Annotated in this window: 35 protein-coding genes; 18 read left to right on the plus strand and 17 right to left on the minus strand. The window is 63.3% G+C overall.

The genetic code is table 11. The features are described 5' to 3' along the window. The first annotated feature begins 39 nt into the window (after positions 1-39). From rplM to ACLIMP_RS03010, 5 genes are all read left to right on the plus strand, one after another. On the plus strand, positions 40-519 hold the full coding sequence (gene rplM / locus ACLIMP_RS02990) for a 50S ribosomal protein L13 (RefSeq protein WP_054442085.1): 480 nt from the start codon (positions 40-42) through the stop codon (positions 517-519). After that, entirely contained in the window at positions 519-1043 is a 525-nt protein-coding gene (gene rpsI / locus ACLIMP_RS02995; RefSeq protein WP_132468630.1) for a 30S ribosomal protein S9, read from the plus strand. The genes rplM and rpsI overlap by 1 nt, the downstream gene beginning before the upstream one ends. A 276-nt stretch (positions 1044-1319) precedes the next feature. Continuing rightward, the gene (locus tag ACLIMP_RS03000; RefSeq protein WP_185998355.1) at positions 1320-1679 is read left to right on the plus strand and encodes a PadR family transcriptional regulator; all 360 of its coding nucleotides are present in this window, start codon (positions 1320-1322) and stop codon (positions 1677-1679) included. Next, positions 1669-2235: a DUF1700 domain-containing protein gene (locus tag ACLIMP_RS03005; RefSeq protein ID WP_054442082.1), complete on the plus strand. Its 567-nt coding sequence runs from the start codon at positions 1669-1671 to the stop codon at positions 2233-2235. Before ACLIMP_RS03000 ends, ACLIMP_RS03005 begins: the two co-directional genes overlap by 11 nt. 26 nt (positions 2236-2261) lie before the next feature. Then, positions 2262-2975, plus strand: a complete 714-nt coding sequence (locus ACLIMP_RS03010) for a GIN domain-containing protein (protein WP_185998354.1) — start codon at positions 2262-2264, stop codon at positions 2973-2975. A 115-nt stretch (positions 2976-3090) separates the two neighbouring features. Here the strand turns inward: ACLIMP_RS03010 and ACLIMP_RS03015 are convergent, their stop codons facing one another. From ACLIMP_RS03015 to ACLIMP_RS03025, 3 genes are read right to left on the minus strand one after another with little or no spacing between them, the layout of a single operon-like run. Continuing rightward, positions 3091-3969 (minus strand): metallophosphoesterase family protein, encoded by an 879-nt coding sequence (locus ACLIMP_RS03015; RefSeq protein WP_324697440.1) that lies wholly within the window; start codon positions 3967-3969, stop codon positions 3091-3093. Continuing rightward, positions 3959-4828, minus strand: a complete 870-nt coding sequence (locus tag ACLIMP_RS03020) for a diacylglycerol/lipid kinase family protein (protein ID WP_324697442.1) — start codon at positions 4826-4828, stop codon at positions 3959-3961. Before ACLIMP_RS03020 ends, ACLIMP_RS03015 begins: the two co-directional genes overlap by 11 nt. Positions 4829-4865: 37 nt before the next feature. Continuing rightward, positions 4866-5261 (minus strand): hypothetical protein, encoded by a 396-nt coding sequence (locus ACLIMP_RS03025; RefSeq protein ID WP_324697444.1) that lies wholly within the window; start codon positions 5259-5261, stop codon positions 4866-4868. 154 nt (positions 5262-5415) lie between these two features. On the opposite strand from ACLIMP_RS03025, the gene ACLIMP_RS03030 reads away from it, so the two are divergent. After that, positions 5416-5745, plus strand: a complete 330-nt coding sequence (locus ACLIMP_RS03030) for a UrcA family protein (protein WP_165913177.1) — start codon at positions 5416-5418, stop codon at positions 5743-5745. A 60-nt stretch (positions 5746-5805) separates the two neighbouring features. On the opposite strand, the gene ACLIMP_RS03035 is transcribed toward ACLIMP_RS03030, so the two are convergent. The 3 genes from ACLIMP_RS03035 to ACLIMP_RS03045 all read right to left on the minus strand — a co-directional run bounded on the left by ACLIMP_RS03035 (position 5806) and on the right by ACLIMP_RS03045 (position 9496). Further along, on the minus strand, positions 5806-6561 hold the full coding sequence (locus ACLIMP_RS03035; RefSeq protein WP_054442077.1) for a LytR/AlgR family response regulator transcription factor: 756 nt from the start codon (positions 6559-6561) through the stop codon (positions 5806-5808). Continuing rightward, positions 6554-7846, minus strand: a complete 1293-nt coding sequence (locus ACLIMP_RS03040; RefSeq protein WP_324697447.1) for a sensor histidine kinase — start codon at positions 7844-7846, stop codon at positions 6554-6556. The genes ACLIMP_RS03035 and ACLIMP_RS03040 overlap by 8 nt, the downstream gene beginning before the upstream one ends. Positions 7847-7972: 126 nt before the next feature. Continuing rightward, positions 7973-9496: a fumarate hydratase gene (locus tag ACLIMP_RS03045; protein WP_185998350.1), complete on the minus strand. Its 1524-nt coding sequence runs from the start codon at positions 9494-9496 to the stop codon at positions 7973-7975. Positions 9497-9782: 286 nt separating this feature from the next. Between ACLIMP_RS03045 and ACLIMP_RS03050 the strand changes: the two genes are divergently transcribed. From ACLIMP_RS03050 to ACLIMP_RS03070, 5 genes are all read left to right on the plus strand, one after another. Next, positions 9783-10376 (plus strand): protein-L-isoaspartate O-methyltransferase family protein, encoded by a 594-nt coding sequence (locus ACLIMP_RS03050; RefSeq protein ID WP_324697450.1) that lies wholly within the window; start codon positions 9783-9785, stop codon positions 10374-10376. Between the two features lie 2 nt (positions 10377-10378). Then, positions 10379-11833, plus strand: a complete 1455-nt coding sequence (locus ACLIMP_RS03055) for a TolC family outer membrane protein (RefSeq protein WP_292635274.1) — start codon at positions 10379-10381, stop codon at positions 11831-11833. A 72-nt stretch (positions 11834-11905) separates the two neighbouring features. Next, on the plus strand, positions 11906-12358 hold the full coding sequence (locus ACLIMP_RS03060; RefSeq protein ID WP_054442073.1) for a DUF2497 domain-containing protein: 453 nt from the start codon (positions 11906-11908) through the stop codon (positions 12356-12358). A 46-nt stretch (positions 12359-12404) separates the two neighbouring features. Then, on the plus strand, positions 12405-12836 hold the full coding sequence (locus ACLIMP_RS03065; RefSeq protein WP_185998348.1) for an acyl-CoA thioesterase: 432 nt from the start codon (positions 12405-12407) through the stop codon (positions 12834-12836). Further along, positions 12833-13207 carry a (2Fe-2S) ferredoxin domain-containing protein gene (locus ACLIMP_RS03070; RefSeq protein ID WP_324697454.1) on the plus strand — a complete coding sequence of 125 codons (375 nt, stop codon included), beginning with the start codon at positions 12833-12835 and terminating at the stop codon, positions 13205-13207. Before ACLIMP_RS03065 ends, ACLIMP_RS03070 begins: the two co-directional genes overlap by 4 nt. Before the next feature lie 24 nt (positions 13208-13231). On the opposite strand, the gene ACLIMP_RS03075 is transcribed toward ACLIMP_RS03070, so the two are convergent. Beyond that, a complete protein-coding gene (locus ACLIMP_RS03075; RefSeq protein ID WP_324697456.1) occupies positions 13232-13525 on the minus strand; it encodes a hypothetical protein in 294 nt (97 codons plus the stop codon). A 183-nt stretch (positions 13526-13708) separates the two neighbouring features. Here ACLIMP_RS03075 and ACLIMP_RS03080 point away from each other — a divergent pair, with 183 nt between their 5' ends. The 3 genes from ACLIMP_RS03080 (at position 13709) to xth (ending at position 15322) form a co-directional block, all read left to right on the plus strand. Further along, a complete protein-coding gene (locus tag ACLIMP_RS03080; RefSeq protein WP_185998347.1) occupies positions 13709-14134 on the plus strand; it encodes a CBS domain-containing protein in 426 nt (141 codons plus the stop codon). Positions 14135-14216: 82 nt separating this feature from the next. Continuing rightward, positions 14217-14549, plus strand: coding sequence for an iron-sulfur cluster insertion protein ErpA (erpA, locus tag ACLIMP_RS03085; RefSeq protein WP_185998346.1), 333 nt, complete (start codon positions 14217-14219; stop codon positions 14547-14549). After that, a complete protein-coding gene (gene xth, locus ACLIMP_RS03090; RefSeq protein ID WP_443478032.1) occupies positions 14546-15322 on the plus strand; it encodes an exodeoxyribonuclease III in 777 nt (258 codons plus the stop codon). Before erpA ends, xth begins: the two co-directional genes overlap by 4 nt. Before the next feature lie 122 nt (positions 15323-15444). On the opposite strand, the gene ACLIMP_RS03095 is transcribed toward xth, so the two are convergent. The 10 genes from ACLIMP_RS03095 to ACLIMP_RS03140 form a co-directional block, all read right to left on the minus strand. After that, positions 15445-16050: a cell wall hydrolase gene (locus tag ACLIMP_RS03095; protein WP_420719856.1), complete on the minus strand. Its 606-nt coding sequence runs from the start codon at positions 16048-16050 to the stop codon at positions 15445-15447. Positions 16051-16293: 243 nt separating this feature from the next. After that, the gene (locus ACLIMP_RS03100) at positions 16294-16626 is read right to left on the minus strand and encodes a DUF1491 family protein (RefSeq protein ID WP_324697462.1); all 333 of its coding nucleotides are present in this window, start codon (positions 16624-16626) and stop codon (positions 16294-16296) included. 3 nt (positions 16627-16629) lie between these two features. Then, a complete protein-coding gene (locus ACLIMP_RS03105; protein WP_054442067.1) occupies positions 16630-17115 on the minus strand; it encodes a PaaI family thioesterase in 486 nt (161 codons plus the stop codon). Further along, on the minus strand, positions 17105-17566 hold the full coding sequence (locus ACLIMP_RS03110; RefSeq protein ID WP_185998343.1) for a PTS sugar transporter subunit IIA: 462 nt from the start codon (positions 17564-17566) through the stop codon (positions 17105-17107). Before ACLIMP_RS03110 ends, ACLIMP_RS03105 begins: the two co-directional genes overlap by 11 nt. Before the next feature lie 128 nt (positions 17567-17694). After that, positions 17695-18264, minus strand: coding sequence for a ribosome hibernation-promoting factor, HPF/YfiA family (gene hpf, locus ACLIMP_RS03115; RefSeq protein ID WP_054442065.1), 570 nt, complete (start codon positions 18262-18264; stop codon positions 17695-17697). Positions 18265-18289: 25 nt separating this feature from the next. Next, a complete protein-coding gene (gene dnaQ / locus ACLIMP_RS03120; RefSeq protein WP_054442064.1) occupies positions 18290-18973 on the minus strand; it encodes a DNA polymerase III subunit epsilon in 684 nt (227 codons plus the stop codon). Between the two features lie 50 nt (positions 18974-19023). Next, positions 19024-19617 carry a dephospho-CoA kinase gene (gene coaE / locus ACLIMP_RS03125; RefSeq protein WP_324697468.1) on the minus strand — a complete coding sequence of 198 codons (594 nt, stop codon included), beginning with the start codon at positions 19615-19617 and terminating at the stop codon, positions 19024-19026. Further along, a complete protein-coding gene (locus ACLIMP_RS03130; RefSeq protein ID WP_324697470.1) occupies positions 19614-20471 on the minus strand; it encodes a shikimate dehydrogenase family protein in 858 nt (285 codons plus the stop codon). The genes coaE and ACLIMP_RS03130 overlap by 4 nt, the downstream gene beginning before the upstream one ends. Then, positions 20468-21052, minus strand: a complete 585-nt coding sequence (locus tag ACLIMP_RS03135) for a Maf family protein (RefSeq protein ID WP_324697473.1) — start codon at positions 21050-21052, stop codon at positions 20468-20470. Before ACLIMP_RS03135 ends, ACLIMP_RS03130 begins: the two co-directional genes overlap by 4 nt. Before the next feature lie 32 nt (positions 21053-21084). Continuing rightward, complete coding sequence (locus tag ACLIMP_RS03140; RefSeq protein WP_054442061.1) at positions 21085-21930, minus strand: pyruvate, water dikinase regulatory protein; 846 nt, start codon at positions 21928-21930, stop codon at positions 21085-21087. 357 nt (positions 21931-22287) lie between these two features. On the opposite strand from ACLIMP_RS03140, the gene hemE reads away from it, so the two are divergent. From hemE to ACLIMP_RS03160, 4 genes are all read left to right on the plus strand, one after another. Next, the gene (hemE, locus tag ACLIMP_RS03145; RefSeq protein ID WP_324697477.1) at positions 22288-23313 is read left to right on the plus strand and encodes a uroporphyrinogen decarboxylase; all 1026 of its coding nucleotides are present in this window, start codon (positions 22288-22290) and stop codon (positions 23311-23313) included. Positions 23314-23423: 110 nt separating this feature from the next. Next, positions 23424-23867 (plus strand): CopD family protein, encoded by a 444-nt coding sequence (locus ACLIMP_RS03150; RefSeq protein WP_324697479.1) that lies wholly within the window; start codon positions 23424-23426, stop codon positions 23865-23867. A gap of 237 nt (positions 23868-24104) precedes the next feature. After that, a complete protein-coding gene (gene rho, locus ACLIMP_RS03155; RefSeq protein ID WP_054442058.1) occupies positions 24105-25361 on the plus strand; it encodes a transcription termination factor Rho in 1257 nt (418 codons plus the stop codon). A 51-nt stretch (positions 25362-25412) separates the two neighbouring features. Further along, positions 25413-26090, plus strand: coding sequence for a TerC family protein (locus ACLIMP_RS03160; protein WP_132468695.1), 678 nt, complete (start codon positions 25413-25415; stop codon positions 26088-26090). Positions 26091-26114 lie beyond the last annotated feature (24 nt).

Below are 26114 nucleotides of genomic sequence, written 5' to 3' on the forward strand. Positions count from 1 at the left end.
ATTCGGCCTCGCGAACTGAACATTAGGGATAGACCAGCCATGAAGGCGCTTACGAAGGTCACCCGGTCGATCAAGCCGGCCGAGGTGGAAAAGAAGTGGCATCTGATCGATGCCGAGGGTCTGGTGGTTGGCCGTCTCGCGGTCGTCATCGCCGACCTCCTGCGCGGCAAGCACAAGCCGAGCTTCACCCCGCACGTCGATTGCGGCGACCACGTCGTCGTGATCAACGCCGAGAAGGTGAAGTTCACCGGCAAGAAGCTGGGCGACAAGACCTATTACAAGCACACCGGCTATGCCGGCGGCATCAAGGAAGTGACCGCGGACAAGGTTCTCGCCGGTCGTTTCCCCGAGCGTGTCCTGGAAAAGGCCGTTGAGCGCATGATCCCCCGTGGTCCGCTCGGCCGCGACCAGATGCGCGCCCTGCACCTCTACGCAGGCACCGAGCACCCGCACGGTGGTACCCAGCCCGAAGCGCTCGACGTCGCTTCCATGAACCGCAAGAACAAGGTGGGCGCGTAATGTCCGATACCGAAACCGTTCAGAGCCTGTCCGACCTCAAGGACCTCGGCGAAGTCGCAACCGCCGTTGAAACGTCGGAAGAGACCTTCACGCCCGTCGTGTCGAACGCTCCCCTGCGCGAGCAGCAGCTCGACGCATACGGCCGCGCCTACGCCACCGGCCGCCGCAAGGACGCCGTGGCCCGCGTGTGGGTGAAGCCCGGCACCGGCAAGGTCATCATCAACGGCCGCGACCAGGAAGTGTACTTTGCACGTCCGACCCTGCGTCTCGTCATCAACCAGCCCTTCCAGGTTGCTGGCCGCGACGGCGCATACGACGTGATCGCCACCGTCAAGGGCGGCGGTCTCTCGGGTCAGGCCGGCGCCGTGAAGCACGGTATCGCCCAGGCTCTCTCCAAGTACGAGCCCGCCCTGCGCGCGTCCGTCAAGGCTGCCGGCTTCCTTACCCGCGACCCGCGCGTCGTCGAGCGTAAGAAGTACGGCCGTGCCAAGGCACGTCGTAGCTTCCAGTTCTCGAAGCGCTAAGCTTCTCGAGAGCTTCGTCTTACGAAAAAGGGTCGCGGGAAACCGCGGCCCTTTTTTGTTGCCTTCGGCAGGCGGCCAGTTTGCCAGGAGGCATCTCGGCCGGGTGCTTCCCGGCGCCCGAAATCGCGGCTGCCGGACTTCTCCAAACCGTCAGCAGATAGCAAGGTACCTGTCATTGGATAGGTACCTTGCCCTGCGTTATATCAACTACAACAAGGTACCTTGCGTTACACAATAGCTTGCGATATACACTGGTCATCCGCAGGAGATGATTCGATGTCCGAAATCGAAATCCAGTTGAAGAAGGGAGTGCTCGGCCTGTGCGTGCTCGCCCTGCTTTCCCGGGGCGACAGTTACGCCTACGAGATCGCCAGCCGCATGGCTGACGCGGTCGACATGGGGGAAGGCACGATCTACCCGCTCATGCGCCGCATGCAGTCGGACGGCCTCGTCGCGACCTACCTTGAGGAATCGCCCTCGGGTCCGCCGCGCAAGTACTACCGCATCACCGATACCGGCCGCAGCCGCCTTGCCGATCAGGTCGAGGAATGGCGCGGCTTCACCGCCGCCGTCGATGGACTGATCCAGGACATCGCACCGGCCCAGGAAGCAGGAGGACCGAGCCATGAAGCGTAACGAGTTCATCAAGCGCCTGAAGGCCGGCCTCAAGGGCATGCCGCAGGACGACATCGCCGAGATCGTGGCCGACTACGAAGCCCACTTCGAAGCCGGCGTCGCCGAAGGCCGCAGCGAGGAGGAAGTCGCCGAGGCTCTTGGCAATCCGGCGCGCCTCGCCCGCGAACTGCGCTTCGAGGCCGGCTTCCGGAACTGGGAAAGCGGCCGCTCGCCGTCCTCGGCCTGGGGGGCGATCCTTGCCTTCATGGGCCTTGCCACGATCGACATCCTGATCCTGCTGCCGATCGTCCTGCCCGTGCTGGGCGTGATGTTCGGGCTGTTCGTGGCCGCCATCGCGATCTTCATCGCCGGTGGCTTCATCCTGATCGCCGGGCCGTTCAGCGGGTTCCCCGGCGGCATCCTGGTCGCGATCCTCGCAGGGCTCGGAACCATGAGCGCCGCCGTGGCGATGGCCGCGCTGCTGACACTGGTCAGCATCTGGATCATCAATGCCCTCATGTGGTTCGGCCGCCTGCATTATCGCGTGATCGAACCCGCCATCCATCCCGAAAACTGAAAAGTTCGAACGAAAGGAACCCAGTGATGTTCAGGAAACTGCTCATCGTATTCGCTAGCGGCCTGATCCTTACGATCGTCGCATTCAGCGCGGCATGGCTCGTCGGCGGCGAAAAGCTCCGCGAAGACATCAACAAGGGCGACGTGAACTGGTCCTTCAGCGATGATGACGACGACGAAAGCCCCCGCATCACCCGCAACTTCCAGATCGAGCCCGGCGCACGCCTGACCATGGACGTTCCCGTGCAGCTCGTCTTCACGCGCGGCGACAAGGCCGGAATGGTCGTCAGCGGCCCCCAGAAGCTGGTCGACCGCCTGACATGGGAAAATGGCCGCCTGGGCGTCAAGGGCAGCTGGCATGGCCGCAAGAGCCTCCGCGTGGAGATCACGGCACCCGAGATCGAAGGCCTCGATTTCGACGCGCCGGGTGACGTCACGCTTACCGGCCTCGATCAGGACAGCCTGATCCTGAACGGCAATGGCGCACTCAGCCTCGAAGCTTCGGGCAAGGTCGGCAAGCTCGCCGTCACCACGGACGGCGCCGGCAACCTCGATTTCGGCAAGGTCGAAGCCAGGGACGCCACCATCCGCGTGAACGGCGCCGGAAACGTGACGATCGGCGCAACCGGCAATGTCGACGTCGAGATCAACGGCATCGGCAACGTCAGCCTCGTTCGCAAGCCGGTTAATCTCAAGACCCGGATCAACGGCATCGGCAACGTCGATCACGACTACAAGTAGGAATTCCCTACAGGAACCAGACCGCCGCGAACCCTTTCGCGACGGCTGAACGAAAAAATGGCCGCACCGTTTCGACGGTGCGGCCATTTCTCGTTTCCGGCTGTCTCGACCTGAATCAGTGGACCGGCGGATCGACGGGCGGAACGGCACCGACCGGCGCCACCGGCTCACCCGGAGTGCGCGGGGGCAGGGCGTTCTCAGGCACTTCGTCGATCTGCATCGCCGGGGTGGGCACTTGCTCAAGGTTGCGGGCAACCACGCGAATCTCGTTCCCGTCGACGGTGATTTCGTTGAAGCTGGGCGGGGTCGAGCGGATGCGCTTCGACAGCGTTCCCGCCCCGATCATGCGCAGTGGGCCTGCCGGAGTCTCTGCGGTCAGGTCGAAGGCGTCATGGATGTGGCCGGACAGGATCGCCATGACCTTGCGCCCCGCAAGCACTTCCATCGCATGCGTTCCGTTGATCGTCAGCAGCTTCCCATCGGCGCGCCGTTCCGGCAGCGGATGATGCGCCGCCACCAATACGCGGGTTCCGGCGGGAAGAGCGTCGATCGCGGCCACCGTTTCGGCCAGCGCCTTTTCGGTGACGCAGCCGTTCGACCAGGGGAAGCGCTGCCATTGCGCCCGCGTCGTCGTCTTGAGCGGAACGATCGCCAGATTCGGCAGATCGAGCTGCGCCTCGACCATCCGCTCAATCGCGTGGAACCGCTTGTAAGGCGTGAAGAACCGTTCGAAGAGATTGAAATAGGGCAGATCGTGATTGCCGACTTCCACCGTGACCGGCACGTTCAGTCCCTTGATCCAGTTCGTGGCCGCCTCGAATTCGGGATGGCGCGCGCGCATCGTCAGGTCGCCGGTAATCGCGACGGCATGCGGATTTTCGCGCGCGATGCAAGCTTTAGCCCAATTTATGGCCCGCTGGTCCTCCAGGCCGAAGTGAATGTCGCTCAGGTGGAAGAGGCGGATCGGATCGCGGGGTGAATCGTCAGGAAGCATCGAGCGTCGTTACCAGATCGACTTCGCAAGTCGCGAGGTAAAACTCCTCCTCCGTGCCGCCATCGAAAGGTTCGCCGTCGATCAGCAGCCCCATCGGCTCGCCCTCGGGGCAGACCAGCTTCAGCCGTTCGTGCTTTCCGAGCGGATCGTGCGGACCGTCGCGGAAATTGCGGTTGAGGAGAGCGATTCCCTGTCCGGCATAGTCGGCCAGCGATTCGGCATAGAATCCGTTCGCTTCGAGACCGTCGTCGCGTGGATTGACGGTGATCGCGGCGTAGCCGTCCTCGCGCCCACAATCGGCCTGGGCACAGAACACTCTCGGGCCATTGGCCGATTGCGAGATCGCCTCTCGCGTCGTCGCCACGAATTCGAGGATGTTCACCGCGCGCATGGCTTCGCGCACTTCGTTCCACACGGTGCCGGGCCCGGCCAGCACCCCCGTCAGCCCGATGCCGTGACGGCTGCGGATCACGGTCGGCCGCCGGGTACGCAAATCCGCGCCTTCGAGGCGGCCGACGATATCCGCCACCGGAACATCGCCATGCATGCGCTTCGCCAGGAGATTCATGGTTCCTCCCGGCAGCACGAGCACCGGTCCGTTCCAGCCCTCGGCCCGCGCCACCACCGAATGGGTGGTTCCGTCCCCGCCGAAAGTGACCAGCAGGGTCACTCCCGCTTCATCTAGCGCTTCAGGGGCCGGGGCATCCTCGTCGGGAAACCGGATCGTGCGTTCCACGTGAAAACCGGCCTGCTCCAATGCCTCTTTCAGTTCGGCGACCGAGGCGTCGTCATTGCTGCCGCTGGCCGCATTGCACACCAGCCAGGTCTTGCGGGGTTCGGGAATATCTCTGTTTGCCATGTCGCCAGAAACCGGCGCCGCCGAAACGGGTTCCCGCCTAAAGTCGGCGGTTGGCGACTAGCCAGGCAGAAAGACCATTGAGCCCGCTATAGAGCAGGTAGATCCACGCCCAGCCCGACGATCCCGCCGCCACCATGACCATCGCGCCGAGCAGCATCGCGAATTCCACCAGCAGGCTCAATCGCCCGCCGAGCGGCCGGAAAAACCACGGGATCTGAGAAAGCATCGGGTGCCCGCTTTCGAGCACCGCCTTGTGAGCGGCGAAGTTGAAAATTCCAAGAAGGAAGACGACGGCCAGTCCCATAAGTACATACAAATCGTACATCGAAAGCACTGCTGCGACCAGTGCTCCAGAATAGTCATCTAATCGGCTGCGTGATTCGCAGTTGTCGTTTGCCGAATGGCAATCAGCGGCAAGTCGTTCGTCGGCCACGGACGTCGTTCATCCCCCGATCCGCCCCTTCGTCGAAGTTGGACAGCCAGCAGTCGACCCTCGCGCGATGCCGTGCCGATTCGGCGGCACAAGGAACTCACAGAGCCGGAAGCGATCAACCGCAACATACGGCTCACCTTTGGAGGAAGAGACGATGTTCAAGACCAACATGATCGCCGCCGCTGCAATTGGCCTGGCTCTGGGTGCAGCTGCCGCCACCGCAACTCCCGCTGCTGCCAAGACCACCAAGGTCTACTACAGCGACCTGAATCTCTCCAGCCCGGAAGGTCAGCGCAAGCTGGACCACCGCATCGAGATCGCCGCTCGCGAAGTCTGCGACTACAACCGCACCGCCACCGGGACGCGCATCCGCAGCGCCGAAGCGACCGAGTGCTACGTCCAGGCCCGCGCCAATGTGCGTGAACAGGTCGCCAGCGCCGTCACCAGATCGAATTCCGCCCAGCACTTCGCGATCAGTCAGTAAGACCGCGCGAAGGGCGTCACGAAGTCCCTAAAAAATAATCTGGATGCTACCTGGCGGGCCCTAGCGGCCCGCCATCTTTTTGACGGTCGGTAAATAGGTTCGGCCGATCCGCAGGGCATCGCCGCCCGCCGTTTCGACCGACCAGACGCCGAGACCCTCGTGGCGCAGCCCGGTCACATGATCGCGGCGCAGGATGCAGCTGCGATGGATGCGGATGAAGTGTTCCGGATCGAGCCGCTCCTCAAGGCTGGTGATGGTCTGGAGCAGCAGGTAGCTCTGTCCGCGCACATGAAGGCGCACGTAGTCGCGCTCGGCGTCGATCCGCTCGACGTCGGCGGCCGGAACACGCACGAGTTCCGAGCGATGCGGCACCCAGAATTCATCGAGCCACTGGCTGGCCGGCTCGGTCCGCTGCGTTCCGCGCCTGGACATGACGCGCCCGACGGCGCGCTCCAGCCGATCGGGCGCGACCGGCTTCAGCACATAGTCGATCGCGTCGAGATCGAACGCCTCCACCGCGAATTCGTCATGCGCGGTGACGAAGATCACCGCCGGCGCATCTTGCTTGCCGGAAAGCCGACGCGCGACGGTAAGGCCGTCAGTCTCTGGCATGGTCAGGTCCAGCAGGACGAGATCGGGCGTCAGTGCCTCGATCAGGCGTAGCGCCGCCTGACCGTCGCTCGCCGTGCCGATCACCGACACCCCCTCTATCCGGGAGCAGATGACCTGCATGCGCTCAACCGCGAGCGGTTCATCGTCGACGATCAGCGCGCGCAGCGGCGCGGCGCTTGAAACTTCAGGACTGTTTTCAGGCAAAACCGCGCTCCAGGGGCAAGCGTAGCGTCGTGGCGAAGCCGCCCTCTGGGCGCTTGCCGGATTCGATGGTGGCAGCCTCGCCATAACGGGCGCGCAGGCGGTCCCGCACATTGCCGAGGCCGATCCCGAAACCGCCGCTGTTGTCCGGGCAGCCCGGACCGTCATCACTGACGGCGATTGCCAGCATGTCGCCATCCCGCCTTGCATGAATGGCGATCGTCACCGGCCGCTGGGTAGCAGCGACGGCGTACTTCACCGAGTTCTCTACAATCGGCTGGAGGATCATGCCCGGCACCATCGCACCGAGAACGGCATCGTCAACATCAATCGTCGTGACCAGGCGATTCGGGAAGCGCACGGCTTCTATTTCGAAATAGAGCTTCTGCATCTCGATCTCGTCGATCAGCGCGAGGTCGTTGGTCGGATCGTCGGACAAGGTTCGGCGGTAGAACGTCGAAAGGTTCTGGATCATCTTCTCGGCATCGTCCTGCCGGCCGATCATGACCAGCGCGGAAAGCGAGTTGAGCGTGTTGAACAGGAAGTGCGGGTTCACCTGGTAGCGCAGCGACCGCAGCTCCGCGGCGGCGGCGGCGCGGCGATATTCGCCCTCGCGCCATTCGGCGGCGCGGGCCTCCTCCGCCTTCACGAGCGCGAAATAGAGCGCCGCCCAGGCGAGGACCAGGAAATAGCGACCGAACGTGATATCCGCGAAAGCCGCCCAGTGCGCATAGCTTTCCCCGAACACCTTGTTGGTGTGAATGGTGATCGCGGAATCGGACGTCTGCGTGTCCGTGGTCGCCGAGGCGTTTCCGCTTGGATCGTCCGAAGGCGCTGCCTCGCTCGCGCTGCCGTCCGGCATGACCGACTTGGGCAGGTCGACAAGGATGTTCCCGGCTTCGTCGCGGCTGATCCGCACCTTGCCCGCAGCCACGGCCGCGGCTTCTTCCTCGTTGCCGTAAGCCTGGGTCGTCACGATGTCGGAGAAGATCGCATCGTTGATGAGCGTCAGCGCCAGCGACAGCGGCAAAGCCCCCACCAGCACCACGACCAGTCGCATCCCCGCCGACTTGCGGTCCAGCAATTGCAGCAGCGGCCAGACCGCCGCCATGAGCAGCATGGAGAGGATACAGATCGTCAGGCGCCGGGAGATGATCGGCCAGACCAGTTCGTATCCGACCACCGCCCCCCGCAGGGTGGCGACGAGGAAGAAACAGGCCCAGAGGGCGGCAAGCGATAGCAGGACGAGCCGCGCTGGCACGCGCGGCTGATTGGCGACAGTCGTCATCCCGGAGGGATAGCGCGAAATATCCCGTCCGCGCCAGCTCCCTGATCGAAGCGGAACCGACGTTCGTCGAACCGGCCCGACCGGAAGGGTCGATCCGGCGAAGCGCTCCGCCGGATCGACCTGAACTTACGCCGGAAGCAGATGCTCCCTGGCGATCTTTTCCTTCCACACCAGCGGGGCGAGCTGGTGGACGTTCTTGCCTTCGGAATCGACCGCCACGGTCACCGGCATGTCCTTGACGGTGAATTCGTAGATCGCCTCCATGCCAAGGTCCGCAAAGCCGACGACCTTGGCTTCCTTGATCGCGCGGGCGACGAGGTAGGCGGCGCCGCCAACGGCCATCAGATAGGCCGACTTGTGCTTGGCGATGGACTCGGTAGCGGCAGGGCCGCGTTCCGACTTGCCGATGCTGGCCAGCAGACCAAGGTCGAGCATGGTGTCCGAGAACTTGTCCATGCGGGTGGCGGTGGTCGGGCCGGCGGGGCCGACGACTTCCTCGCGCACCGGATCGACGGGGCCGACGTAGTAGATCACGCGGCCCTTGAAATCGACCGGCAGCTCTTCACCCTTGGCGAGCATGTCGGCGATGCGCTTGTGCGCGGCATCGCGGCCGGTGAGCATCTTGCCGTTGAGCAGCAGGCGGTCGCCCTGCTTCCAGCTCTGGACGATCTCGGGGGTGAGGGTGTCGAGGTCGACGCGCTTGGCGCCGGCATCGGGGGCCCATTCCACCTGCGGCCATTCATCGAGGTTGGGCGTTTCGAGGAAGGTCGGGCCCGAACCGTCCAGCGTGAAGTGCGCGTGGCGGGTGGCGGCGCAGTTCGGGATCATGGCGACAGGCTTGCCGGCGGCATGGCACGGCCAGTCCATGATCTTGACGTCAAGGATGGTGGCCAGGCCGCCAAGGCCCTGCGCGCCGATGCCAAGGGCGTTCACCTTGTCGAAGATCTCGATGCGCAGCGCCTCGATATCGTTCCGGGGGCCGCGCTGCTTGAGTTGGGCCATGTCGATCGGCTCCATCAGGCTCTGCTTGGCAAGCTTGACGCAGTGTTCGGCGGTGCCGCCGATGCCGATGCCCAGCATGCCCGGCGGGCACCAGCCGGCGCCCATCTGGGGCAGCATCTCGATCACCCAGTCGACAATGGAATCGCTGGGATTCATCATCTTGAACTTCGACTTGTTCTCGCTGCCACCGCCCTTGGCCGCGACGTCCACCGAGACCTTCGATCCGGGGACCATGCTGACCGAGAGCACCGAAGGCGTATTGTCCTTGGTGTTGCGGCGGGTGAAGGCGGGGTCCGCCAGCACCGAGGCGCGCAGCTTGTTCTCGGCATTGTTGTAGGCGCGGCGGACGCCTTCATCGACCACTTCCTGCAGCGACTTCTCGGATTCGAGGCGGCAGTTCTGGCCCCATTCGATGAAGACGTTGACGATTCCGGTGTCCTGGCAGATCGGGCGATGCCCTTCCGCGCACATGCGGCTGTTGGTCAGAATCTGCGCGATGGCGTCCTTGGCCGCCGGGCCCTGCTCCGCCTCGTAGGCATCGCCCAGCGCGCGGATATAGTCCATCGGGTGGAAGTAGCTGATATACTGGAGGGCGTCGGCGACACTGTCGATCAGGTCGTCTTCGCGGATCGTCACCATCTGCGTCATGGAAAAATGCTCCCGTTTTTCGGATCGCGTGATTTTGCCGGCTCCTTAGACCCGGATTGGATTTTGCGCAAAAGCGCATTTCACGCGTCGATTCTTGTGTTCCACGCGCCAGTGGTTGCGTCTCGGGGAACGGTATCGTCAAAGCGTCACGATTGATCGACCAAGGTATTTCAAACCGCTTGGCCTCAATCGCCGCTTCGCCTAGAAGGCCGGGCATAAAGTCCGTATTTGCGGGGGTACAGGCGTCTGCCGTCCTTTCCCGCGACAGCATGAGGAATAGGCCGCAATGACCCTGACCGAGGATCGGTCCGCCACCGAAGCACGTCACGCGATGATCGTCAGCCAGCTGCGTACCAGCGGCGTCAACGAACATTGGGTGCTGAACGCAATGGCCGGTATCGCCCGCGAGGACTTCGTTCCCGCCACCATGCGCGATGCCGCCTATATCGACCGTGCGATCCCGCTCGGGAACGGCCGCTTCCTGGCCGCGCCGCTCGTGCACGGCAAGATGCTGGCCGAAGCCGCTCCGACCAAGGAGGACAAAGTCCTGCTGGTGGGCGAAGTGAACGGCTATCTCGCCGCTTTGCTGCGCCCGCTGGTCGGCTCGCTCGAAGTCGTCGATCCCGCCGAGGTCGCCGGTCTGGCGGGTGAGGGCGGCTATTCGCTCGTGGTGATCGACGGTGCCGTCGAGGAACTGCCTGCGGCCGTTGTGGCCCAGCTTGCCGAAGGCGGCCGCGTGGTCACCGGGATCATCGTGCGCGGCGTCGCTCGCCTCGCCACCGGTCTCAAGACCGCGGGAGCCGTCTCGCTCCTGCCGCTGATCGAAATGGGTATCCCGGCCCTGCCGGAGTTTGCCGCTCCCAAACCCTGGAGCTTCTGAACGTGGCCCGGTTCGCAAGGCGCGCCGGGCTGCTCGTGGGGGGATGTCTGATACTGGCGATGCCGGGCGCGCCTGCGCTGGCCGACACCCTGCGCGACGCGCTCATTGCCGCATACCAGACAAACCCCACGCTTGAATCGGCGCGCGCCCAGCAGCGCGCGACCGACGAGGGCGTGCCGATCGCACGGGCAGCAGGCCTGCCCAGCGTCAGCACGACGGAAACGTTCGTCAGGAACGTGAAGCAGAGCGAAAATTCGCTGACTGCGCCGTCGAAGATATTCACCGCGGATGGGCAGCTTGGCGTGCCGATCTATTCGGGCGGCGCGGTGAAGAACCGCATCAAGGCCGCGAAGATCCGCGTCGAGGCCGGACAGGCGGACTTGCGCGCGACGGAAGCCTCGATCTTCTCGCAAGTGGTCGCCGCCTACATGGACGTGATCCGCACCGAGGCGATCGTCGGTCTCAACCGCAAGAACGTCAGCGTGCTGGAAACCAACCTCCAGGCCACCAGCGATCGTTTCCAGATCGGCGATCTCACCCGCACCGACGTTGCCCAGTCGCAATCACGCCTGGCCGTCGCCCAGAGCGACTTGCTCACCGCCGAAGCGAACCTCGCCGCCGCGCGGGAGACTTATATCCGCTTCGTCGGCAGGGCACCCGAAACGCTGGAAGCCCCGCCGCCGCTGCCCAACCTGCCCACCACGGCCGACGATGCCGCCGCGATCGCACTCGATTCCAACCCCGACCTGATCGGCGCGCGCGAGCGCACCAAGGCGGCGGACAAGGATATTGACGTCGCCGGGGCCAGCCGCCTGCCCACCTTGCGACTGTTTGGCCAGGGCACCTACAACAATTACTTCAACACGCTGGCGCGCGGCGCTGTGAACGCGAACATTTCGCAGAGCGATTCATCCGCGCAGGCCGGGGCGCAGCTGTCGATCCCGATCTTCCAGGGCGGCCTTCCCGCCGCCCAGCGCCGCCAGGCCCAGGCAACCGCCTCGGCGACGCTGGAACAGGAGATCGCCACCGAGCGTGACGTCATCGCGCAAGTCCGTTCGGCCTATACCTCGTGGAACGCGTCGAACGACCTGATCCGATCCTCGCAAGTGGCAGTGGATGCGGCCGCGCTCAGCCTCGAGGGCGTTCGGGCCGAGAACTCGGTGGGCAACCGTACGATTCTCGACATTCTCAATGCCGAGCAGGAGCTCCTGAACGCACAGGTCACGCTCGTGACCGCGCGGCGCAATGCCTATGTCGCCGGCTTCACGCTGCTGGCCGCCATGGGCAAGGCCGAGGCCCGCGATCTCAATCTCGATGGCGGGATTCTCTACGATCCGCAGCTCAACTATGACCGGGTGAAGGGCAAGTTCCTGGATTGGAGCAACGATCCGGCACCCGTCGCAAAGTCCACCCGCACCGTTGACACGCCGGTGCAGGATGGGAACATTCAGGAATAGTGATGTCCCGCCTCGAATCGAGGCGGGATTTCGCCGCGTCCGATGGGCGCGCGATCAACAGGGGCTAGAGTCATGCGTCAGAGCGGTGAACCTTCGGTCGAGGAGATTCTCCAGTCGATCAAGCAGGTGATCGCGCGCGACAATCGCACGGCCGCCAAAGTCGAACGGCAGCGCCGTTCGAACGAAGGCGTCACTGCCGTCATGATCGATGACGAGGATGACGATGTGCTGGAACTGGGCGAAACCGCGCAGCTCGCGGCAGATGCCCCCGGCATCGAGGATGAACCCGGCCTGCTGCCGGACCAGGCCCGCAACTCCATGCGGGAATCGCTGGCCGCGCTTGCCATGCTGTCCGAACCGGGCGTACCCCCGCAGATCGTCCGTTCGGGAGAGACTTCGCTGGAATCGCTCACGCGCGAACTGCTGCGCCCGGCATTGGCCGAATGGTTGGACAAGAACCTGCCGCCGATGGTCGAACGCCTCGTCGCCGCCGAAATCGCGCGGATCGTCGGCAAGAAGGGCTGAGCGTTCGGGCTGGACCATCGGCCCGCGGCTTCCTACCTTCCGCTCCATGGCAAAACCCGATCCCGCGCTGCTCGATCCCGCGCGTTACCCATTCTCCTGTCGGATCGAACCGCGCTTCGGCGACCTCGATCTCAACATGCACATCAACAATGTGGCCATGGCCGGCATGCTGGAGGATGCGCGCGTGCGGTTCTTCCGGGAGGCGGGCGGTCACAAGCACCTCGCGGGCCTCTCTACGATGGTGGCCAGCATCTCGATCGATTATCTGGGCGAGACTCACTATCCCGATGCCGTGACCGTCCACGGTGCGATCGAAAAGCTTGGCCGCACCAGCCAGCAGGTCGTGCAAGTGGTGATGCAGGGGGATAGCCCCGTCGTCTTCGCCCGCACGGTGATCGTGATGGTCGGCCTGGAAGGTCCGGCTCCGCTTACGGACGGATATCTGGAAAATGCCGGACCGTGGATGTTCCGGGCGTGAGTACTTCCGCCGAGGACATCGCCAAGGCATCCGAAGCCCTCGCCAAGGCGGGCGGTAACGATATCCAGCGCCACATCTTCATCTGCGCCGAACCCCAGAAAGGCGAATGCTGTTCGCCGGAAAAAGGCGCGGCGGCCTGGAAATACCTCAAGAAGCGGCTCAAGCAACTCGGTCTCGACGGGCGGGGAGGGGTGGCACGCACCAAGGCGGACTGCCTGCGCATCTGCTTCGCCGGGCCGGTGTCGGTCGTCTGGCCCGACGGAGTCTGGTATCACTCCTGCACGGAAGAGGTGCTGGAGCGGATCATACAGGAGCATCTGATCGGCGGCCGGCCGGTGGAAGACTACCGTCTGCACCCCCCGCAGGACTGACTACCTGCAGACTGACCCTTTCCGTCAGGGCGTGTGATCGTCTTCCAGCGGATCAACGACAGACTCGTCGTGGCCGGTCCCGCTCGACAGGAAAACCAGTCCCATCAAGGCGGAGGCGAGCAGCATCGTGAATCCGATGCCGAGCGCGGCGGCGATGTAGAAGTGGACCGAAACCATCCCGTTCGAACGATAGAGCAGGACGACCGAGGCGATCACGAGGGCCAGCGTGACGGTCATCATGTAGCGCATGATGCGAAGATAGCGCGCCCAGGCATGAGCGGCCTTTTCCGGGTCATCGAGAGGCGAGCGGGGTATCATCGGCTCCATGTGAGGCTTCCGGCCGCACCGGGCAAGAGCCTGTCTGCACCCTTTCGGGAATCCGCCCGGGCATGGCCGAAGTGGCAGAGCGCCAAGGCCTGTGTTATTCTGCCTGCGAAGACCTCGTCCGAACGAGGCTTCACGCCTTAACAGGGGCCAGATTCACGAAGGGAGATTGCGACGATGACGATCGGGCATATCATCGAAGGCCGTGAAACCGTTCTAACCTGCCAAGTGACATGCACCGTCAGTGAGGCGGCGGGAATACTCGCCGATCGCCGGATAGGTGCGCTACCGATTCTCGACGGCGAGAAGCTCGTCGGCATCTTTTCCGAACGCGACGTGATCTACCGCCTGCGGGAATTCGGACCGCGCATGCTGGAAATGACGGTCGGCGATGTCATGACCACGCCGCCCTTGACCGTGGAACCTTCCGGCTCGGCTCTCGCCGCTCTCGCCCTCATGACCCGGCGCCGCATCCGCCATCTGCCGGTGATGGAAGGCGATCGCATGGTCGGCTTCGTTTCGATCGGCGACATCGTGAAGTACAGGATAGACAAGGTGGAATCCGAAGCCGCGGCCATGCGCGACTATATCCAGATGGCATAGCCCCTGACGGGCCAGGCCGGATTCCTTCACGCGGCGTACCGCGAACCTTGCCGGGCAGGGCGGGGAGGCCTACATCCGGGCCATGGATCAGCAAACCGTCACACTCAGCCCTTCGGCGGCCTCGCGCGTCGCCACGATTGCCGAAAAGCAAGGCAAGCCGGCGATTCTTCGCCTCTCGGTAGAAGGCGGCGGCTGCTCGGGGTTCCAATACAAGTTCGGCCTCGCCGAAGCCCCCGAAGCCGACGACACCGTGGCCGAGACCGATGGCGTGCGCCTGCTGGTGGATTCGGTTAGTCTGGATCTCGTCAGCGGCTGCGTGGTGGACTACGTCGAATCGCTTGGCGGCGCGGCATTCCGGGTCGAAAACCCCAATGCCGCCGCAGGCTGCGGATGCGGATCAAGCTTCTCCGTATGAAGAAGATCGCCACGTTCAACATCAACGGCGTCAAGGCGCGCCTGCCCCGTCTGCTCGAATGGCTGGAGGAAACCCGGCCCGCGGTCGCCTGCCTTCAGGAGATCAAGAGCCAGGACGAAGGCTTCCCGATCGCCGAGTTCGAGAAGATCGGCTACAAGGGCATCTGGCACGGCCAGAAGGGTTTCAACGGCGTCGCCATTCTTGCCGATGGCGAAATGCCGGTCGAAGTGCAGCGCGGCCTGGCGGGAGAGCCCGAGGACGAGCATTCGCGCTACCTGGAAGCGGACGTGTTCGGCCTCAGGGTGGTGTGCATCTACCTTCCCAACGGCAATCCGGTGCCCGGTCCCAAGTTCGACTACAAGCTGCGCTGGATGGAGCGCCTGCGCCGCCGCATGGACGCGATCCGGGCCGAGGAAGTCCCGGCAATCGTAACCGGCGACTTTAACGTAATTCCCACGGACCAGGATGTCTGGTCTCCGCCGGCCATGGCAGCCGATGCCCTGATGCAGCCGGAATCGCGCGATGCCTATTTCCGCCTGCTCGGCGATGGCTGGACCGATGCCATTGCCACCCATTACCCGCGCGGCGGGGTCTGGACCTTCTGGGACTATCAGGCCGGGGCCTGGCAGCGCGACCATGGCTTCCGCATCGACCATGCGCTGCTTTCGCCCGAACTGGCGGACCGCCTCGTCTCCTGCGGTGTCGACAAGGCCTATCGCGGCCGGGAGAAGGCCAGCGACCACACGCCGGTATGGGTACAGCTCAGGGACTGAGCTTCCCGCCAGCCCGCCAGATACGACGAGGGGAGCGAAAGCGGTGCCTGTTGCACCGGTTTCGCTCCCCTCGTCATTTCAGCGATAGGGCCTGCGGGGCCCTGGAGCCTCGTGCCGGACGATCAACGATAGAAGATGTGATTGTCCACGCGCGCCAGCTTGGTGAGGCGCCAGTTCGGCTCGACACGGGCCGCGTGGAAGAACAGCGCGCCGCTGACCGGGCTCTTCCAGCTCTTCTCGACAGCGATCTTGGCCACTGCCACCGCTTCACGCCAGCCCGAGGACTTCTCGCGAACCTTGGGCATCTTCTTGCCCTGCACGAAGGAGAACTGCGAAGGCTGATAGACCACGCCGCAGTAGCTGGCGGGAAAACGGCCGGACTCAGAGCGATCGATGATCACGCGGCCAACTGCAAGCTGGCCTTCGAGCGTTTCACCGCGCGCTTCGAAATAGATCGCGCTTGCAAGGCAGCGCATCTCGCGGCTCAGCGTACCGGGCACCGACTGCTGCGCAACGAGCTGCGCAAGCGTTTCGGCGTCGACGGGCGAATCCTGGGTGTCGTCTTCGTCGGCAACGCTTGCCGTTTCGGCATCGGCGCCTTCCGCGGAGGGGAGGGGCTGGACGACCGGCTGCGATACGAAGATCGGGTCGAGGTTCGATTGAGCCTGGACCAGAACCGGTGCCAAAGCCGCGGCGCCCGAACCCTGCGCGCCGAATAGGGTTGTCAAAACCGTAGCGGCCAGCGCAACCGCGCTAGCCCACTGAACTTTGCTTCGCATCAAATCTAGTCAAAGGCGGTGAACCAGTCCGACGCAGGCGGGAACCGAATGCCTCAAGAGGCGTTCACTTCCAGACGAACCTGCCGACGATTCCCCGTCTGCGTGCTAGCCGGGCTGGCCGAAATGCTGCCCGAGCCGCTTCCGCGTGTGCGAAAGGGCAATTAGCTTGCATGGCCTGCAAGTCAACACAGTTTATTCACCATGCCCGATGAAGCGTTCGGGCTTCGCGACGTCCAGTTCAACGACCCAAAGATCGGGGTCCTGTTCTCCGCGGTGTGCGACATACTCCGAAAATGCGAGTCTTTCGGCGGGATCCTCCCGGCGCGTGCAGTGCCAGGCGCGGGTTCCGTCCAGTTGCGGCATGCGTTCATAAGCCCGCGCGTCCCGTCCATTCTCGAGCAGGACGAGCATGATCGTCCCGGCGTCGCGCTCACCCTTGCTCAGGACCATGCCAAAGCCGCCCGCAGCCTCCACGCTGCGAATGAGGCCCGATACTTCGAGATGGGCGGGAAGGCGGGCGTCCATCGCTCAGGCCGTTCCCGAATAGCCGGGCAACCCCGAAAGCGCGATCCGCGAGCGCATGAAGGTACCGGTTCCCCGGCCAACCTCGTCGCCTTCTTCATCGATCAATCGCGATTCCGCCACCAGTACCCGGCGACGGCCGCTGACCCAGCGTCCCTCCGCCACGATGGTACCGCCCTTGATGGGCTTGCTGAGCAGCAGGTTGAAGGACGTTGTCAGCAGGAAGCGATCCGTGACCAGGGTGTTGGCGGCGTAGAAGGCCGCATCGTCCAGCATCTTGAAGTAGATCGTTCCATGCGCGGCCCCGGCTGCATGGAAGCAGTCCGGTTCCACGTGAAACGTGATGCGGGCAAGGCCCTCTCCGGGAACGTCCAGACGTGACCGGAACATGCTGTTGATCGGCGCCGAGGCGTAGAGACCTTCCAGCGCCCGCCAGTGAAGACCGGCGCCGGACACGTCCGAGGCGCCGGCATCCAATTCCTCAGGCGGCATCGCGGTCGATGACGTTGCTGAGCAGGCTGTAGAGCGCTTCCGGTCCCGGTGCGTCGATAAGCGCCTCGTGCATGCGTTCGTCACGCATCATGCGCGAGATCGCGGCGAGGGCATGAAGGTGCGTGGCACCGGCATTCTCGGGCGAGAGCAGGCCGAAGACGAGATCGACCGGCACACCATCGGCGGAATCGAATTCCACCGGCGCGCCGAGCCGCATCACCACGGCAACGGGACGGCCGAGGCCCGAAATACGGGCATGGGGAATGGCGACACGACGACCGAAGCCGGTGCTGCCCAGTTCCTCACGCTCGATGATTCGCGCAAGAACGGTTTCGCGATCGAGGTGATAGACCTCGGCGAAAAGATCGGCGAGCGCGCCGAGAATGACTTGCTTGCTGTCTGCGCTGGAAGTGACGACTGCGTCAGGCAACAGGGTAAAAAGACTGCTCATCTGCGTTTCTGATTCTGGCCCAAAATCGGTTGCCAATACTTAAACGTCCATAACCCCCGGAAAACCGGGGGTTACTTCCTTCTTCTTCAATAAGAAGTATAGACGCCGGATCGGTGTGGCGGTCGGCGTCAGTGCGGTTCGACCCAGCCAATCGAACCGTCGCCGCGGCGGTAAACCATATTATGGCGTCCGGTGCCAGCGTTTTTGAACAGAAGCGCGGTCGTATTGCGCAAGTCCAGCATCATCACCGCATCCGAAACGGTAGCTTCGGGAACGTCCACGCGGGTTTCGGCGATCACCACGGGTGCGTCCGCGTCGAAATCATCTTCGACTTCAACGGTAGGCTCTTCGAAGATGGTGTAGGCCGCTTCCTCGATCGCCACGGCGTGCGCGATCTGCTCGTGCCGATCCTTGAGACGACGCTTGTAGCGACGAAGCTGCTTGTCGATCTTCTCCGCCGCCTGATCGAAGGAGAGGTGGGCATCCTGCGCAAGGCCGGTGCCCTTGAGTACGAGATTCTGCATCACATGCATGATGATATCGCAGCGGAACGATCCGGCAGGTGCTCGACCGAAAGTGACCTGCGACGACAAGGCGCGATTGAAATACTTGTCGATGATGGCGGTCAATCGCTCCTCGGTGTGGATCTGCAGGGCTTCACCGGTGTCGACCTGATGGCCGGAAACGCGGATGTCCATGGGCGATTACTCCTCTGCTGTGAATTCAGGCGCCCCAGAGCGGGGCATCGACCGACTTCAGGAATTCGGCGTGGATGCTGAGTTCCTCCTCGGTCGCCGCGTGGGGCCGCGGTTGACGGAAGGGTCGGTCCTTGCGAACAAGAATCCTTGCTTCCGACACGATATCGGCGGTTTCCGCGACGAGTTCGAGACCGATCTGGCGACCGCCGCGAAGCTCGACATAGACCTGCGCGAGCAGCTCGGCGTCTAGCAAGGCGCCGTGCTTGGTACGATGACTTCGATCAATTCCGTAGCGCGTGCAAAGCGCATCGAGCGACAGCTTGGCGCCCGGATGGCGGACTTTGGCCAGGGCCACGGTATCCACCATGCGCGCGCGGCTCACCTCGGGATGCCCGCAGAGCGCCAGTTCGGCGTTGATGAAGTTGAAGTCGAACGCGGCATTGTGCGCGATCATCGGGCTGTCCTCGATGAAAGCGAGGAATTCCTCTGCGCACTGGGCGAAAAGCGGCTTGTCGGACAGGAAAGCGTCCGACAGGCCATGAACGGCTTCCGCCTCTGCAGGCATGCCGCGTTCTGGATTGAAATAGGCGTGATAGCTTTGACCGGTAGGCACCCGGTTGACCATCTCGATGCAGCCGATCTCCACCATCCGGTCCCCGCTCTTGGGGTCGAAACCTGTGGTTTCGGTATCGAAGATGATCTCTCTCATCCCTCTCCATATCTGCCTGCCGGACCCACTTCGCAAGGCCCTGAAGGCGATTATTCTGACTCGGTCAACGCATGTACGATGCGCTCCACCTGATCGCGGGTTTCCGCCAGCGACGTGCCGGTATCGATGATAAAGTCGGCGCGCGCCCGCTTCTCGGCATCGGGAACCTGAAGGCCGAGAATCTGCTCGAACCTGTCTTCCGTCATGCCCGGCCGTGCCAGCACGCGCTCGCGTTGAGTCTCCGCCGGGGCCGACACGACCGCCACCGCGCCAAGGCCTCGATGGCCGCCTTTTTCGTAGAGCAGCGGAATGTCGAAGACGATCAGCGGACTCGCGCCGTGATCGCTCATGAACTGCTCGCGCATCGCCGCAACGGCAGGGTGGACGACGCCTTCCAGCCGGGAAAGAGCATCCTTGTTTCCGAAAACGGCAGCGCCCAGCTTCTGCCGCTCCACCCCGCCGGGGCCGGTCGTTCCGGGAAACGCCGCCTCGATCGCGGGCAGGAGCGCGCCGTCCGGTCCCTGAAGCTCATGAACGGCGGCATCGGCATCGAAGACCGGCACTCCCAGTTCACGAAACATCGCTGCCACGGTCGACTTTCCCATGCCGATCGACCCGGTGAGCCCAAGGACCATCCGAGTCATGTCAGCAGGCGCCCGCGCAATTCGGAATCATGCTCGCGCGGCGGTGTCTCACCGAAGAAATGGGTGAAGGCGATATCGGCCTGGCCGATCAACATCGCCAGACCGTCCACGGTATCGAAGCCCGCTTCGCGCGCGGCTTTCAGGAACGGCGTATCGAGGGGGCTGGTGACGATATCGTAGGCAACGCTGCGCGGCGGAGCATGCGACAGGTCGAAGGCGAGCGGCGGCTGTCCGGTCATGCCCAGCGGGCTGGCGTTGACGATCACGTCGAAACACCGTTCGCGATCATCGAAGGCAAAATCGGTGGGTTCGGCGAAGTGGGAGAGATCGATGGCGTGATGATCGCTCTGCGTGGTGAGTTCGTCGAGCATCGTCTGCGCCTTGGCCGGATCGCGGCCGGCGAGCACGATGACGAATCCCTTTTCCGCCAGCGCCGCAACGATCGCGCGCGAGGCACCGCCCGTGCCGAGAATCCGCGCCATGCGGAACAGGTGCGTTTCTTCGAGACGCTCCCGCAGGGGCTCGAGGAAGCCCGGAGCATCGGTGTTATAGCCGGTCAGAGTCCCGTCCTGCTCCCGCACGACGGTGTTCACCGCGCCGATCTTCGCGGCGAGGGGATCGAGCCGGTCCAGCAGCGGCAGAATCGCCAGCTTGTGCGGCATGGTGACATTGCAGCCGCGCCAGTCGGTATCGAGACGACGCTCGGCCAGATAGGCGGCAAGCCCGTCGGCGGGCACGCGATGACGATCGTAGCGTCCTTCGATTCCCAGCTTTTCGAGCCAGAATCCGTGAATCATCGGCGACTTCGACTGGACAATGGGGTCGCCGATCACTTCGGCATAAGGCAGGCTCATTTCGCGATTTCTCCCAGGCGGCGCAGCGCCGCCTGCACCTTGAGCAGCGGCATGCCGAGAATGGTGAAATAGTCCCCCTCAACCGCTTCGAAAAGCTGCACGCCGCGCGCCTCGATGCGGAATACGCCGACACAGCCGGCAACTTCGGGCCATTCGGCATCGAGATATTCGGCGATGAAGGGCTCCGACATCTCGACCACATGCAGCGAAGCAACCGCATCCTCCGCCCAGATCACTTCGCCGTCACGCGCGAGTGCGGCCGCACTGTGGAGATTCATGATCTTGCCCGAAAAGTAGCGCAGGTGCTCCGCCGCAGATTCGCGGCTTTCCGGCTTGTCGAACCGGCGGCCGCCACATTCGACGAGGGAATCACTGCCGAGCACAAGCTGGCCGGGCGCGCCCGCCGAAACCGCGAGCGCCTTGGCCTTGGCAAGGGCGAGGGCGATCTCGGCCGGCGCCGCGCCGGACAGCTCCGCTTCGAGCGCCCGCTCATCGACGTGAGCGGGTTGCGCGCGGAAAGGAATGGCGGCGGCTTCAAGCATGGCGCGCCGCGAGGCGCTCTGGGACGCGAGGACGATCATCGACAATTTCCTGAGATTCGGATTCGGCGGATTCAGATGGGCTTGGGGCCAAGCGGGCCTTGCAGGCCCGAAGCCCTGCGCTCGTTATAGAGATTGATGATCGCCGCCGCCGTTTCCTCGATGGAACGGCGGGTCACGTCGATCACCGGCCAGGAATTGTCGGCGAACATGCGCCGCGCATATTTCAGCTCATCCTCGACCCTATCGGTCTTCACGTAGTCGGTATCGGGAGACTGGCTGAGCGAGAGCAGGCGGTTGCGACGGATTTGAATCAGCCGATCAGGCGCGGTGGTAAGCCCGACCACCATGGGCCGCTTGAGCCCGAACAGGGCCGCAGGCGGCGGACTTTCGACCACGATCGGGATATTGGCGACCTTGTATCCGCGATTGGCAAGATAGATCGAAGTGGGCGTCTTGCTGGTGCGCGATACGCCCGCCAGCAGGATATCCGCTTCTTCCCATTCCTCCCAGGCGATCCCGTCGTCATGGGCGATGGTGAACTGAATCGCATCGACACGCGCGAAATAGGCATCGTCCAGCCGATGCTGGCGGCCGGGCCGCCCCTTGGCTTCCTGGCCGAGCAGGGCTTCCAGCGCATCCGTCACGCCATCCAGCACGGCAATCGCCGGCAGGCCGAGAATCTGACAGCGTTCTTCCAGCCTTCCCCGCGTTTCCTCGTTCACCAGGGTGAAGAAGACGAGTCCGGGATTGGCGGCGATCTCGCCCATGATCCTGTCTAGGTGCTGCTGTGAACGGACCATCGGCCAGAAATGTCGCAGGACGTCTGAATCGTCGAACTGGGCGAGGGCCGCCTTCGCGATCATCTCGAGCGTTTCGCCGGTGGAATCCGAGAGCAAATGAAGGTGAAATCGCGCCATGCGAGGCTTTTCCAGGGTCTTTCACGGAAGGCGGCCGGCAGGGCGCCGGGGCCTGTGGATACGTCCGGGCATAAACCACGGGACTGGTCTGGTGACAACTCGGATCCCGGGTTTCCTCCCCATTGAACCGATTCAACGGGCAGACTTGCGAACATGATTCAAATCCAAATCACACCCTGTGGGTAACAGGGATAAAGAGTCTTTGACTCAGACTCCATCGAGAGTCGCTTCGCAGATTTGAACCTGTTCACCGTGGAATAATTCGGGCAAGATTCAATCGTCCCCGATATCCACAGGACCAACAGACTCCATCATCCTTCTAAGAATCTTTATTTTTTTGATCGGACCTGAATCTCGATGCCTGGCCTCCTTCTCGAAAACCTGCGCGGAACGAACACGAGCAAGCGCCCGATCTGGCTGATGCGCCAGGCCGGAAGATACCTTCCCGAATACCGCGCCCTTCGCGCCGAAAAGGGCGGATTCCTCGCGCTCGTCTATGATACCGACGCTGCGGCCGAAATTACGCTCCAGCCCATCCGCCGCTTCGGATTCGACGGCGCGATCCTCTTCTCGGACATCCTCATCGTCCCTTACGCGATGGGACAGGATCTGCAGTTCCTTGCCGGTGAAGGCCCAAAGCTGACTCCACGCCTGGTCGATCACGCGCTGGTGAATCTCACCGCCGTTCCCGAGCGCCTGACTCCCATCTACGAAACCGTCCGCAAAGTCCGCGCCGGACTCGAATCCGACAAGACCATGCTCGGCTTCGCCGGAAGTCCGTGGACTGTCGCAACCTACATGTGCGCAGGCGAAGGCAGCCGGGATCAGCATGAGACGCGGGCAATGGCCTATCGCGACCCTGCGGCGTTCGAGGCGATCATCCAGGCTATCGTGGGGGTGACTGTCGAATATCTCAGTGGCCAGATCGAAGCCGGAGCGGAAGCCGTCCAGCTCTTCGATTCATGGGCCGGATCACTCTCTCCCGCCCAATTCGAACGTTGGGTCATTGCCCCCAATGCGAAGATCGTATCCGAGATGAAAGCACGCCATCCCGAGACTCCGGTCATCGGATTCCCAAAGGGGGCCGGCGAAAAATTACCGGCATACGCCCGTGAAACCGGAGTCGACGCGGTTGGAATCGATGAAACGATAGACCCGGTCTGGGCGGCGAGAGAGCTTCCCGCCGGGCTTCCGGTGCAAGGGAATCTCGATCCGCTTCTCCTGCTTTCGGGTGGGAACGATCTCGAGATTCAGACTCACCGCGTGCTCGATGCTTTCGCCGACCGGCCGCATGTCTTCAATCTCGGACACGGCATCGGCCAGTTCACGCCGATCGAAAATGTCGAGCGACTGCTAGGCATCGTGCGCGCCTGGTCGCGGTAGAATCCGCGCCAAAACGACCAACCGCCTGACTCGCCCCGGAATCGGCTTGCCCGAATCCGGGCGAGCGTGCAGGAGGTCGCCTTCCGGATTCATCGAGACTCGTGCTGCCCATGCAGGAAGTGCTTTCCATGCTTTATCTCTGGCTCAAGGCCGGACACGTCATTTTCGTGATCTTCTGGATGGCCGGCCTGTTCATGCTGCCGCGCTATTTCGTCTACCATCAGGAATCAGAGCCCGGCTCGGCCGAAGAAGCGCGCTGGATCGATCGCGAATCCAAGCTTCGCAAGATCATCCTCACCCCGTCGCTGGTCCTGGTATGGGTGCTCGGCATCGCTACCGCCTCTGCGATGGGGGCATGGAGCGAAGGCTGGCTTCATACCAAGCTGCTCTTCGTACTGGGCCTGTCGGGCTACCATGGGTGGTTGGTCGGTTACGGCAAGAAGCTGGCAAAGGGCGAACGGCCGCTAACGGGCCGGAAACTGCGCCTGCTCAATGAAATTCCCGGACTTGCAGCAGTAGTGATCGTTATTCTGGTGGTCGTGAAGCCGTTCTGACGATCGGGCGATTCATCGTCCAAAAGCATCACTTGCCGCTCGGGCACTGCGGGAATCTCGATTCAGCCCGGCCACACGCCGTCCCGCAGATGACTCGTTGACCCAAAGCTGCCCAGAGCTTATCTGAGCCTTGTTCCGGCACAGGGCGGCGAGCCCTTTCGCTTGCCCGGATCCGCTTTCCCCAAGCCCAACGATCCCGCCGGCCGACACCCATTTTCCATCCGGAATCCAGACAAGATGCACCTTAAAGAACTCAAGAAGAAAACGTCGGCCGATCTGGTCGAAATGGCCGAGGAACTCGGCGTGGAAGGCGCGTCGACGCTGCGCCGCCAGGACCTCATGTTCGCCATCCTCAAGGAAGTGGCTGAAGACGGTGAGGAAATCATCGGGCAGGGCACCATAGAGGTTCTCACCGATGGCTTCGGCTTCCTGCGCAGCCCCGAGGCGAATTATCTTGCCGGTCCTGACGATATCTACGTCTCGCCCAACCAGGTCCGTAAATGGGGCCTGCGCACCGGCGATACCGTCGAAGGCGAGATCCGTGCTCCCCGCGACGGCGAGCGTTACTTCGCCATCACCAAGCTCATCAGCGTCAACTTCGACGATCCCGACGTGGTGCGCCACCGCGTCAACTTCGACAACCTGACACCGCTCTACCCCGATCAGCGCCTGAAGCTCGACAGCCTCGACCCCACGGTCAAGGACAAGTCGGCCCGCGTGATCGATCTCATTTCGCCGCAGGGCAAGGGCCAGCGCGCCCTGATCGTGGCCCCGCCGCGCACCGGCAAAACCGTGCTGTTGCAGAACATGGCCAAGGCCATCACTGACAACCATCCGGAAGTCTTCCTTCTCGTGCTGCTCGTCGACGAGCGCCCGGAAGAAGTCACCGACATGCAGCGCTCGGTGAAGGGCGAGGTCATCTCCTCCACCTTCGACGAACCCGCCCAGCGCCACGTCCAGGTCGCCGAAATGGTGATCGAGAAGGCCAAGCGCCTCGTCGAGCACAAGCGCGACGTCGTGATCCTGCTGGACTCGATCACCCGTCTCGGCCGCGCCTACAACACCGTGGTGCCCAGCTCGGGCAAGGTGCTGACCGGTGGTGTCGACGCCAACGCCCTGCAGCGCCCCAAGCGCTTCTTCGGCGCCGCGCGCAACATCGAGGAGGGCGGTTCGCTCTCGATCATCGCTACGGCCCTGATCGACACCGGCAGCCGCATGGACGAAGTCATCTTCGAAGAGTTCAAGGGCACCGGTAACTCGGAAATCGTCCTTGATCGCAAGGTGGCGGACAAGCGCATCTTCCCGGCGCTCGATGTCGGCAAGTCGGGCACCCGCAAGGAAGAGCTGCTGGTTCCCAAGGACCAGCTCACCAAGATGTGGGTCCTTCGCCGTATTCTCATGCAGATGGGCACCGTCGATGCGATGGAGTTCCTGCTCGACAAGATGAAGGACTCGAAGACCAACGAGGACTTCTTCTCGACGATGAACCAGTAAGCGGGGAGTCCCGGCTTGAGCATCCTGCAGACACTTGTCGCTACCTCCTCGATGGGAGGTCCGGCGGAGATCTGGCAGCATATCGTCAACGATTTCTCGAACCTTGGGACGCCGGCAGCCATGTCGGCGTTCCTTCAGGTGCTGATGATCGACGTGGTATTGGCGGGCGACAATGCCATCGTCGTCGGCGCCCTGGCAGCGGGGCTTCCTGCCGACCAGCGCAAGAAGGTCATCGCCATCGGCGTGATCGCAGCGTTGGTGCTGCGCATCGGTTTCGCGCTTGTCGTGACCTGGCTGCTCGGCCTTGTCGGGCTGATCTTCGCTGGCGGATTGCTGCTGCTCTGGGTCGCGTGGAAGATGTACCGCGAGCTTCACGGCGGTGAACATTCCCCCGGCTCACCGGAAATCGAGGGTGACGAGAGTTCCGGCCTCAAGCCTGCCAAGAGCTTTGCCGGAGCGGCAATTTCGGTTGCGGTGGCGGACATCTCGATGTCGATCGACAACGTGCTCGGCGTAGCCGGCGCGGCGCGCGATCATCCCGGCATCCTGATCGTGGGCCTGGTCTTCGCAGTGGCCCTCATGGGCGTCGCCGCGAACTTCATTGCGCGCTACATCGAACGCTATCGCTGGATAGCCTGGATCGGCCTTGCGGTGATCCTCTATGTGGCGGCAAAGATGATCTATGAGGGGTGGGTAGACCCGCAGCTCGGGATCATCACGCTGATCTGACGAATGAAAAGGGCCCGGATTTCC

The organism is Novosphingobium aeonii, from assembly GCF_052279045.1.
GTDB lineage: Bacteria > Pseudomonadota > Alphaproteobacteria > Sphingomonadales > Sphingomonadaceae > Novosphingobium.

What these genes read in the sequence shown, in the direction of transcription:
- rplM (WP_054442085.1), top strand. Translation starts at nt 40, where the DNA reads ATGAAGGCGCTTACGAAGGTCACCCGGTCGATCAAGCCGGCCGAGGTG.
- rpsI (WP_132468630.1), top strand. Translation starts at nt 519, where the DNA reads ATGTCCGATACCGAAACCGTTCAGAGCCTGTCCGACCTCAAGGACCTC.
- ACLIMP_RS03000 (WP_185998355.1), top strand. Translation starts at nt 1,320, where the DNA reads ATGTCCGAAATCGAAATCCAGTTGAAGAAGGGAGTGCTCGGCCTGTGC.
- ACLIMP_RS03005 (WP_054442082.1), top strand. Translation starts at nt 1,669, where the DNA reads ATGAAGCGTAACGAGTTCATCAAGCGCCTGAAGGCCGGCCTCAAGGGC.
- ACLIMP_RS03010 (WP_185998354.1), top strand. Translation starts at nt 2,262, where the DNA reads ATGTTCAGGAAACTGCTCATCGTATTCGCTAGCGGCCTGATCCTTACG.
- ACLIMP_RS03015 (WP_324697440.1), bottom strand. Translation starts at nt 3,969, where the DNA reads ATGCTTCCTGACGATTCACCCCGCGATCCGATCCGCCTCTTCCACCTG.
- ACLIMP_RS03020 (WP_324697442.1), bottom strand. Translation starts at nt 4,828, where the DNA reads ATGGCAAACAGAGATATTCCCGAACCCCGCAAGACCTGGCTGGTGTGC.
- ACLIMP_RS03030 (WP_165913177.1), top strand. Translation starts at nt 5,416, where the DNA reads ATGTTCAAGACCAACATGATCGCCGCCGCTGCAATTGGCCTGGCTCTG.
- ACLIMP_RS03040 (WP_324697447.1), bottom strand. Translation starts at nt 7,846, where the DNA reads ATGACGACTGTCGCCAATCAGCCGCGCGTGCCAGCGCGGCTCGTCCTG.
- ACLIMP_RS03045 (WP_185998350.1), bottom strand. Translation starts at nt 9,496, where the DNA reads ATGACGCAGATGGTGACGATCCGCGAAGACGACCTGATCGACAGTGTC.
- ACLIMP_RS03050 (WP_324697450.1), top strand. Translation starts at nt 9,783, where the DNA reads ATGACCCTGACCGAGGATCGGTCCGCCACCGAAGCACGTCACGCGATG.
- ACLIMP_RS03060 (WP_054442073.1), top strand. Translation starts at nt 11,906, where the DNA reads ATGCGTCAGAGCGGTGAACCTTCGGTCGAGGAGATTCTCCAGTCGATC.
- ACLIMP_RS03065 (WP_185998348.1), top strand. Translation starts at nt 12,405, where the DNA reads ATGGCAAAACCCGATCCCGCGCTGCTCGATCCCGCGCGTTACCCATTC.
- ACLIMP_RS03075 (WP_324697456.1), bottom strand. Translation starts at nt 13,525, where the DNA reads ATGATACCCCGCTCGCCTCTCGATGACCCGGAAAAGGCCGCTCATGCC.
- ACLIMP_RS03080 (WP_185998347.1), top strand. Translation starts at nt 13,709, where the DNA reads ATGACGATCGGGCATATCATCGAAGGCCGTGAAACCGTTCTAACCTGC.
- erpA (WP_185998346.1), top strand. Translation starts at nt 14,217, where the DNA reads ATGGATCAGCAAACCGTCACACTCAGCCCTTCGGCGGCCTCGCGCGTC.
- xth (WP_443478032.1), top strand. Translation starts at nt 14,546, where the DNA reads ATGAAGAAGATCGCCACGTTCAACATCAACGGCGTCAAGGCGCGCCTG.
- ACLIMP_RS03100 (WP_324697462.1), bottom strand. Translation starts at nt 16,626, where the DNA reads ATGGACGCCCGCCTTCCCGCCCATCTCGAAGTATCGGGCCTCATTCGC.
- ACLIMP_RS03105 (WP_054442067.1), bottom strand. Translation starts at nt 17,115, where the DNA reads ATGCCGCCTGAGGAATTGGATGCCGGCGCCTCGGACGTGTCCGGCGCC.
- ACLIMP_RS03110 (WP_185998343.1), bottom strand. Translation starts at nt 17,566, where the DNA reads ATGAGCAGTCTTTTTACCCTGTTGCCTGACGCAGTCGTCACTTCCAGC.
- hpf (WP_054442065.1), bottom strand. Translation starts at nt 18,264, where the DNA reads ATGGACATCCGCGTTTCCGGCCATCAGGTCGACACCGGTGAAGCCCTG.
- dnaQ (WP_054442064.1), bottom strand. Translation starts at nt 18,973, where the DNA reads ATGAGAGAGATCATCTTCGATACCGAAACCACAGGTTTCGACCCCAAG.
- coaE (WP_324697468.1), bottom strand. Translation starts at nt 19,617, where the DNA reads ATGACTCGGATGGTCCTTGGGCTCACCGGGTCGATCGGCATGGGAAAG.
- ACLIMP_RS03130 (WP_324697470.1), bottom strand. Translation starts at nt 20,471, where the DNA reads ATGAGCCTGCCTTATGCCGAAGTGATCGGCGACCCCATTGTCCAGTCG.
- ACLIMP_RS03135 (WP_324697473.1), bottom strand. Translation starts at nt 21,052, where the DNA reads ATGATCGTCCTCGCGTCCCAGAGCGCCTCGCGGCGCGCCATGCTTGAA.
- ACLIMP_RS03140 (WP_054442061.1), bottom strand. Translation starts at nt 21,930, where the DNA reads ATGGCGCGATTTCACCTTCATTTGCTCTCGGATTCCACCGGCGAAACG.
- hemE (WP_324697477.1), top strand. Translation starts at nt 22,288, where the DNA reads ATGCCTGGCCTCCTTCTCGAAAACCTGCGCGGAACGAACACGAGCAAG.
- ACLIMP_RS03150 (WP_324697479.1), top strand. Translation starts at nt 23,424, where the DNA reads ATGCAGGAAGTGCTTTCCATGCTTTATCTCTGGCTCAAGGCCGGACAC.
- rho (WP_054442058.1), top strand. Translation starts at nt 24,105, where the DNA reads ATGCACCTTAAAGAACTCAAGAAGAAAACGTCGGCCGATCTGGTCGAA.
- ACLIMP_RS03160 (WP_132468695.1), top strand. Translation starts at nt 25,413, where the DNA reads ATGGGAGGTCCGGCGGAGATCTGGCAGCATATCGTCAACGATTTCTCG.